The following is an 8,188-nucleotide window of genomic DNA, read 5'->3' on the forward strand; positions in this document are numbered from 1 at the left end:
TCCATCAGTCTTATCCCCTCCGATGTTTCTGTTTAGCGCCCGCGCCCCTATAATGGCTGCCTTTTTCGCCCAATGATTTTGCGGAGCTGGTGATGGCCGAACGTAAGGCGTCCGTCGAGCGCGACACTCTGGAAACCCAGATCAAAGCCTCGATCAACCTGGATGGCACCGGAAAGGCCCGATTTGATATCGGTGTACCTTTTCTTGAGCACATGCTGGACCAGATCGCCCGTCACGGGCTGATCGACCTGGATATCGTCAGCAAGGGCGACCTGCATATCGACGACCACCATACGGTGGAAGACGTAGGCATCACCCTGGGCCAGGCATTTGCCAAGGCCATCGGCGACAAGAAAGGCATCCGTCGCTACGGCCACGCCTATGTCCCGCTGGACGAAGCGTTGTCGCGCGTGGTCATCGACTTCTCCGGCCGCCCTGGCCTGCAGATGCATGTGCCCTATACCCGCGCCACCGTAGGCGGGTTTGACGTTGACCTGTTCCAGGAATTCTTCCAGGGCTTCGTCAACCACGCACTGGTCAGCCTGCACATCGACAACCTGCGCGGCACCAACACCCACCACCAGATCGAGACCGTGTTCAAGGCTTTCGGCCGCGCGCTGCGCATGGCTGTCGAGCTTGATGAACGCATGGCCGGGCAAATGCCATCGACCAAGGGCGTCCTGTAATGCAGACGGTCGCGGTTATCGATTACGGCATGGGTAACCTGCACTCGGTGGCCAAGGCCCTCGAGCACGTCGGTGCCGGCAAGGTGCTGATCACCAGCGATGCCAACGTGATTCGCGAAGCCGATCGCGTGGTGTTCCCGGGCGTCGGTGCGATTCGCGATTGCATGGCCGAGATCCGTCGCCTGGGCTTTGACAGCCTGGTGCGCGAAGTCAGCCAGGATCGCCCGTTCCTCGGCATCTGCGTGGGCATGCAAGCCTTGCTCGACAGCAGTGAAGAGAACGACGGCGTCGACTGCATCGGCCTGTTCCCAGGCCAGGTGAAGTTCTTCGGCAAAGACCTGTATGAAGACGGCGAACACCTGAAGGTCCCGCACATGGGCTGGAACGAAGTGCGTCGCACCGTCGACCACCCGTTGTGGCACGAAATCCCTGACATGGCGCGTTTCTACTTCGTGCACAGCTACTACATCGCCGCCGGTAACCCGCGCCAGGTGGTGGGTGGCGGGCATTATGGCGTCGACTTCGCCGCCGCGCTGGCCGAGGGCTCGCGGTTTGCCGTGCAGTTCCACCCGGAGAAGAGCCATACCCATGGCCTGCAGTTGCTGCAGAACTTCGCCGCCTGGGACGGTCGCTGGTAAATGGCCAAGAAGCCGAAGCTGCCGGTGCTCAACCTCACGCCTGAGCAGGAGGGTGAGGCGATCCTCAAGATCAAGCGCTTCATGGAAGACCGTTTCGAGCTCAAGCTGGGCTCGTTCGAGGTCGCCGAGATCCTTGAGTTGTTCACCACCGAGGTCGCTCCGCACTATTACAACAGGGCGATTTTCGACACGCAGACGCTCCTTAAAGAAAGGTTCGAAAGCATCGAAAGCGACCTGTGGTCGCTTGAAAAGAGCAGCTGAGAGCGTCAGGCGCCAAGCTGCAAGAATTGATACGCGTGCTTGCTTGCAGCTTATAGCTCGCAACTCGCAACTCTTTTGACGAAGGAAAAAGCATGCTGATTATCCCCGCTATCGATCTCAAGGACGGCGCTTGTGTACGCCTGCGCCAGGGCCGCATGGAAGACTCCACCGTGTTCTCCGATGACCCGGTGAGCATGGCTGCCAAATGGGTGGAAGGTGGCTGCCGTCGTCTGCATCTGGTGGACTTGAACGGCGCCTTCGAAGGCCAGCCCGTCAATGGCGAAGTAGTGACCGCGATCGCCAAGCGCTACCCGAACCTGCCGATCCAGATCGGCGGCGGTATCCGCTCCCTGGAAACCATCGAGCACTACGTCAAGGCGGGCGTGAGCTACGTGATCATCGGCACCAAGGCCGTGAAGGATCCGGCGTTCGTCGCCGAAGCTTGCCGCGCGTTCCCGGGCAAGGTAATCGTGGGCCTGGACGCCAAGGACGGTTTCGTCGCCACCGACGGCTGGGCTGAAATCAGCACCGTGCAGGTGATCGACCTGGCCAAGCAGTTCGAAGCCGACGGCGTGTCTGCCATCGTTTATACCGACATCGCCAAAGACGGCATGATGCAGGGCTGCAACGTGCCGTTTACCGCGGCGCTGGCGGCGGCCACCAAGATCCCGGTGATCGCCTCTGGCGGTATTCACAACCTGGGCGATATCAAGTCGCTGCTGGACGCCAAGGCCCCCGGGATCATCGGCGCCATCACCGGCCGCGCGATCTACGAAGGTACCCTGGACGTCGCCGAAGCCCAGGCTTACTGCGATGCCTACGCGAACAGCTCCAAGTCGTAAGCTGAAAGCTGCAAGTCAAAGCACACCTGCTCCAGCTTGCCGCTTGTAGCTTGAAGCTTCTTAATCGGAGATTAAGTCAATGGCTTTAGCCAGACGCATCATCCCTTGCCTGGACGTCGACAACGGTCGCGTGGTCAAGGGCGTCAAGTTCGAGAACATCCGTGATGCCGGCGACCCGGTGGAAATCGCGCGTCGCTATGACGAGCAAGGTGCCGACGAGATTACCTTCCTCGACATCACCGCCAGCGTCGACGGCCGCGACACCACGCTGCATACCGTCGAGCGCATGGCCAGCCAGGTGTTCATCCCGCTGACCGTGGGCGGCGGCGTGCGCACCGTGCAAGACATCCGCAACCTGCTCAATGCGGGCGCGGACAAAGTCTCGATCAACACCGCTGCGGTGTTCAACCCGGAGTTCGTCGGCGAAGCCGCGCAGCACTTCGGCTCGCAGTGCATCGTGGTCGCCATTGATGCGAAGAAAGTCTCCGCCCCGGGCGAAACCCCGCGCTGGGAGATCTTCACTCACGGCGGTCGCAAGCCGACCGGCCTGGACGCGGTGGAGTGGGCGATGAAGATGGAAGGCCTGGGCGCCGGTGAAATCCTGCTGACCAGCATGGACCAGGACGGCATGAAAAATGGCTTCGACCTGGGCGTGACGCGCGCCATCAGCGACGCGCTGGGCATTCCGGTGATCGCTTCCGGCGGCGTCGGCAACCTGCAGCACCTGGCTGACGGCGTGATCGAAGGCCACGCCAGCGCGGTGCTGGCGGCGAGTATTTTCCACTTTGGCGAATACACCGTTCCCGAGGCCAAGGCCTACATGGCAGCGCGCGGTATCGTCGTTCGCTAAACGTTGCTGGACACCATGGCGGGCGCGCGGCACTCTCTGCGCTTGCCATGGATTCCGGTAGCCTTCATGTTCAAGACCCTGCTGCTCGCCCTCGCCAGTACCTCCCTTTTGTTGGCAGGTTCGGCCCACGCCGAAGAACCGTCTGACGCCGCCCTGGTGTTGCTGACGGAAAATTTCCCGCCCTACAACATGGCCAAGAACGGCAAGAACTTCGCCAAGGAAGAAAACATCGAAGGCATCGCCGTGGACATCGTCCGCGAGACCTTCAAGCGCGCCGGCATTTCCTACAACCTCACGTTGCGTTTCCCTTGGGAGCGAATCTACAAACTCGCCCTGGAAAAGCCTGGCTACGGCGTATTCGTGATGGCGCGACTGCCGGACCGCGAGGCGCTGTTCAAGTGGGTCGGCCCGATCGGCCCGGATGATTGGGTGATGCTGGCCAAGGCTGACAGCAAGATCCAACTGACCGACCTGGAGCACGCGCGCCGCTACAAGATCGGCGCCTACAAGGGTGATGCGATCGCCGAGACCCTTGAGAAACAGGGGCTCAACCCGCTGGTGGTACTGCGCGACCAGGACAACGCGCAAAAGCTCATGGATGGCCAGATCGACCTCTGGGCCACCGGTGATCCTGCTGGGCGTTACCTGGCGCGTCAGGTCGGTGTGACCGGGCTCAAGACCGTGCTGCGGTTCAACAGTGCGCAGCTTTACCTCGCGTTGAACAAGGAGGTCCCTGACGAACTGGTGGCCAAGCTGCAGGCCGCGCTGGACCAGTTGCGTAAAGACGGCGTCGTCGACCAGATCATGGCGAACTATCTTTAACTGGCGAGCACTTCTATGGGAGCAGGCAAGCCAGCTCCCACAGACTGCGCTACACAATCAGCGGCCTAAACACGCCCAAAAAATGTGGGAGCGGGCTTGCCCGCGAAAGCGCCAGGTCAGTCACTGAAGCCACTGACTGATGCACCGCCATCGCGGGCAAACCAGGCTCCCACCGACTGCGCTACACAATCAGCGGCCTAAACACGCCCAAAAATGTGGGAGCGGGCTTGCCCGCGAAAGCGCCAGGTCAGTCACTGAAGCTACTGACTGATGCCCCGCCATCGCTGGCAAACCAGGCTCCCACCGACTGCGCTACCCAATCAGCAGGCTAAACACGCTCAAAAATGTGGGAGCGGGCTTGCCCGCGAAAGCGCCAGGTCAGTCACTGAAGCTACTGACTGATGCCCCGCCATCACTGGCAAGCCAGCCCCCACAGTGGCTCGTCAGCGGTAAATACCATTCTTGCCGTGCCCGGCCATCGCCTGGTTGCCGCGCACGCTGATCATCAGCTTGATATCAATCCAGTCGACCCCCTGGGCCTTGAGCTTGGGTAGCTCGCGCTCCAGCACCGCCAGGGTCTGTGGATAAGGGTGGCCGATCATCACCGCCGAGCCCTGTTTGTGCGCCAGCTTGATCGCGGTTTGCAGTTGCGTGGTGATTGCTGCTTCGGTGCGTTCATCGTCGAGGAACACGTCTCGCGAGACATGCGCCAGGCCGATCTTCTGCGCTTCGGCGGCGGCGACGGTTTGTGCGCTGGTGCGGCTGTCGACGAAGAATTTGTTGCGCCGCTGCAGCTCGGCCATCAACCAGGCCATGGCGGCCGGCTGGGCGGTCATGCGGCTGCCCATGTGGTTGTTGATACCGGCGGTGTAGGGCACGGCCTTGAAGGCGGCGTCCAGGCGCTTGCCGAGTTCTTCGATGGGCAGCTCGGGGTGCCAGGCGAACGGGCCGGTGGCCGGGTCCATGGGCATGTGCAGGATCACGATCTTGCCAGCCTTGTGCGCTTCACGGGCGAATTCGGCAGCGTGGGGCGTGTCGGGCATGACCGCGGTGGTGACCGGCCCAGGCAGGGCCAGCACGCGACGATCCCGGGCCAGGTTTTGCCCGAGGTCGTCGATGATGAGGGTCAGGTAGGCTTTGTGGGGCTCGCTGGCGGGGGCCGCGTGAGCGACTCCCGCCAGGCTGCACAGCACAGCGAGGATCAGGGCAAAGCGCATATCAACGGCTGCGTGTGATGCTCAGGCCCTTGAGCAGGCTCAGCGCCTGGGCCAGCTGGTAATCGTCGTCCTGCGGCATCGGCTTGGCTTTGGTGCCGCTGCCGGTTGGCTGGTCGGCGCCGCCGTTGCCATTGCCCAGGTGACCTTGCAGGTCAGCCTCTTTGTAGTACTCGCTGTCGATCTCGTTGGTGATCTTGGCCTTGCGCACTTCGATGTCGGGCACGATGCCCTGGGCCTGGATCGAACGACCATTCGGCGTGTAGTACAGCGCGGTGGTGATTTTTAGCGCGCGGTCATTGTTCAGCGGCAGCACGGTTTGCACCGAGCCTTTGCCGAAGCTGGTGGTGCCCATCAGCACGCCGCGCTTCTGGTCCTGCAGGGCGCCGGCGACGATTTCCGATGCCGAGGCGCTGCCGCCGTTGATCAGCACGGCCAGTGGCACGTTTTCGCTGAGGTCGTTGCCGGTCGCCGAGAAGCGCAACTCGGAGTTGGCGATACGGCCCTTGGTGTAGACGATCAGGCCTTTGGTGATGAAATGGTCGACCACTTCCACCGCCGACTGCAGCACCCCGCCGGGGTTGTTGCGCAGGTCGAGCACGATACCGCTGAGTTTCTTGCCGTTGTCTTTGCGCAGCTTGGCCAGGGCCTTGGCCACTTCGTCGCCGGTCTTGACCTGGAACTGGGTGATACGGATGTAGCCGTAGCCCGACTCCAGCAACTGGCTCTTCACGCTCTTGACCACGATGGTGGCACGGGTCAGGGTCACGTCGAACGGATTGCCGCCGTCGCGCACCAGGGTCAGGGTGATTTTCTGGCCGATCTTGCCGCGCATCTTGTCGACGGCTTCGGTCATGGTCTGGCCGCGGGTTGGCTGGCCGTTGATCTTGACGATAAAGTCGCCAGCCTGGATGCCTGCCTTGGACGCCGGGGTGTCATCGATCGGCGAGACGACCTTGATATTGCCGTCTTCGGAGCCGACTTCAATGCCCAGGCCGCCGAATTCACCGCTGGTGCTTTCCTGCAGCTCGGCGAAATCTTCCGGGCCCAGGTAAGCGGAGTGCGGGTCGAGGTTGCTGAGCATGCCCTTGATGGCATTTTCCAGCAGGGTCTTGTCGTCTACGGGTTCGACATAAGCGGCCTTGATCCGGTCCATGACCTCGGCAAAGGTGCGCAATTCGTCCAGCGGCAACGGTGCCTTGGTGGTCGCGGCCGAGGCGGCGGGCGCCGCCGGGGCAGCCTGGTCGGCGAAAGCCAGGGGCGCGCCGATCACCAGGGCGATCGTCAGGGCCAGCGAAGTGAGGCGGGACAAATGCAGCATGTCGAACGAACTCCTAATGTAGATGCGACCCTTATCCTTGGGTTCTGCACCATTGTGCAGGGTCGCTCGGGCGGCCCTGCTGACGAATAGCGAAGTACAGCGCCGGGGTGTCCTGGCCACCACTGTTACCCACAGTGGAGATGGATTCACCGGCTTTTACAACATCACCTGCCGACTTGAGTAAAGTCTGATTGTGGCCGTAAAGGCTCAAATAGCCATTACCGTGGTCAAGAATCACCAGCAAACCGGCGCCCCGCAGCCAATCGGCGAACACCACGCGCCCACCGTGAACGGCATGCACCTGGCTGCCGGCGGAGGCGCTGATCATCACCCCATCCCACTTGGCGCGGGTGTCATCGCCACGGGTTTCACCGAAGCGTGCCAGTAATCGACCATCAACTGGCCATGGAAGTTTGCCGCGAGCTGAAGCAAAAGGCCCACCGAACGACTCGCCGGCGCTGGAAACCAGCGGCCCGGGCGCTGCATGTGCCGGTTTACGCGGCGCGGGAGCGTCCGAGGTGGCAGCCAGTTCGGCCTCACGCTGACGCTTTTTTTCGGCTTCCTGCTGGGCGATCAACGCCTTTTGCCGCGCTTCTTCGGCCTCGCGTGCCTGGCGCGCCAGGGTTTGCTCGATGGTCTTGAGGACTTTGGCCAGGTCGGCCTGGTCTTGCTCGCGGGCCTGCAGCTTGGCGTCACGGGCCTTCACGTCGTCATTGAGCTTGGCCAGGGCCAGCTGGCGTTCCTTGCGGACCTTGTCGAGTTCGTCGCGCTGGGTGTCGAGGGCGCTTTTCTGGTCCTGCAACTGCGACTGCTGGTTGGCGATCTCCTGTTCGACATTGACCAATTGGCGCAGGGTCTCGTTGAAGCTTTTCAACTGCTCCAGGCGGGCCTTGCTCAGGTAGTCGTAGTAGGTCAGGGTGCGCGCGAATTTTTCCGGATTCTGCTGGTTGAGCAGCAGCTTGAGGTATTCCTGGCGGCCGCTCTGATAGGCGGCGCGGGCCTGGATCGCGATCAGGCGTTGCTGTTCAACGCGTGCGCTCTGGAGTTTTTTTTTCTCAGCGTCGAGTCGCTCCAGTTCCGACTCGCTCTTCTTTAGTTCTTTTTGCAGCTCCTGGACCTGCTTCTCCAGCTTGCCCATCTCGGTTTCCGTGCCGCGCAGGTCTTTCTGTACCCCGGATTTTTCTTCCTGGAGCTTGCCGAGCAGCTTTTTCAGCTCGGTAATGTCCTGACGCGTAGCGTCCAACTGTTGTTGGGTTTGTGCGCGCTCATCGGCAAATGCCGGTTGGAGCAGGCAGACAAGAGCAAGGGTAATCAAGGCGCGAAGCATAGAGGCGGGCGACACCAGGGAAAGGGACGGCCTAGTATGCCCGCCAAGCGCCGCAAAAAAAACGCCCAATTCGGGCTGGAAGGCAAGATAGGTGCCGAGTGGCGCCGGTATGGCAAAACGACATCTTTGAAAACTCTGCAAAACCAATGTGGGAGCGGGCTTGCCCGCGATGGCGTTGGATCAGCCATATAAATGTCTGCTGATCTGCCGCTATCGCGGGCAAGCCC

9 protein-coding genes are annotated in these 8,188 nt (G+C 61.6%); 6 read left to right on the forward strand and 3 right to left on the reverse strand.

The genetic code is table 11. The features are described from left to right. The first annotated feature begins 92 nt into the window (after positions 1-92). The 6 genes from hisB to QMX97_RS09480 all read left to right on the forward strand — a co-directional run bounded on the left by hisB (position 93) and on the right by QMX97_RS09480 (position 4,099). On the forward strand, positions 93-686 hold the full coding sequence (hisB, locus tag QMX97_RS09455; protein ID WP_017849940.1) for an imidazoleglycerol-phosphate dehydratase HisB: 594 nt from the start codon (positions 93-95) through the stop codon (positions 684-686). Beyond that, on the forward strand, positions 686-1,324 hold the full coding sequence (gene hisH / locus QMX97_RS09460; RefSeq protein WP_065899790.1) for an imidazole glycerol phosphate synthase subunit HisH: 639 nt from the start codon (positions 686-688) through the stop codon (positions 1,322-1,324). The genes hisB and hisH overlap by 1 nt, the downstream gene beginning before the upstream one ends. Beyond that, a complete protein-coding gene (locus QMX97_RS09465) occupies positions 1,325-1,585 on the forward strand; it encodes a DUF2164 domain-containing protein (RefSeq protein WP_065899797.1) in 261 nt (86 codons plus the stop codon). Positions 1,586-1,677: 92 nt separating this feature from the next. Next, positions 1,678-2,427, forward strand: coding sequence for a 1-(5-phosphoribosyl)-5-[(5-phosphoribosylamino)methylideneamino]imidazole-4-carboxamide isomerase (hisA, locus tag QMX97_RS09470; protein ID WP_065899799.1), 750 nt, complete (start codon positions 1,678-1,680; stop codon positions 2,425-2,427). Between the two features lie 79 nt (positions 2,428-2,506). Next, complete coding sequence (hisF, locus tag QMX97_RS09475; protein WP_065899801.1) at positions 2,507-3,277, forward strand: imidazole glycerol phosphate synthase subunit HisF; 771 nt, start codon at positions 2,507-2,509, stop codon at positions 3,275-3,277. A gap of 66 nt (positions 3,278-3,343) precedes the next feature. After that, positions 3,344-4,099, forward strand: a complete 756-nt coding sequence (locus QMX97_RS09480) for an ABC transporter substrate-binding protein (RefSeq protein WP_282396777.1) — start codon at positions 3,344-3,346, stop codon at positions 4,097-4,099. Between the two features lie 443 nt (positions 4,100-4,542). Here the strand turns inward: QMX97_RS09480 and QMX97_RS09485 are convergent, their stop codons facing one another. From QMX97_RS09485 to QMX97_RS09495, 3 genes are read right to left on the reverse strand one after another with little or no spacing between them, the layout of a single operon-like run. After that, positions 4,543-5,316, reverse strand: a complete 774-nt coding sequence (locus tag QMX97_RS09485) for a divergent polysaccharide deacetylase family protein (RefSeq protein WP_120447417.1) — start codon at positions 5,314-5,316, stop codon at positions 4,543-4,545. A gap of 1 nt (position 5,317) precedes the next feature. Then, a complete protein-coding gene (locus tag QMX97_RS09490; protein WP_065899807.1) occupies positions 5,318-6,634 on the reverse strand; it encodes a S41 family peptidase in 1,317 nt (438 codons plus the stop codon). Positions 6,635-6,665: 31 nt separating this feature from the next. Beyond that, positions 6,666-7,961 (reverse strand): murein hydrolase activator EnvC, encoded by a 1,296-nt coding sequence (locus QMX97_RS09495; protein ID WP_282396778.1) that lies wholly within the window; start codon positions 7,959-7,961, stop codon positions 6,666-6,668. Positions 7,962-8,188 lie beyond the last annotated feature (227 nt).

Source organism: Pseudomonas sp. PS01298, assembly GCF_029959745.1.
GTDB classification, from domain to species: Bacteria; Pseudomonadota; Gammaproteobacteria; order Pseudomonadales; family Pseudomonadaceae; genus Aquipseudomonas; species Aquipseudomonas aylmerensis.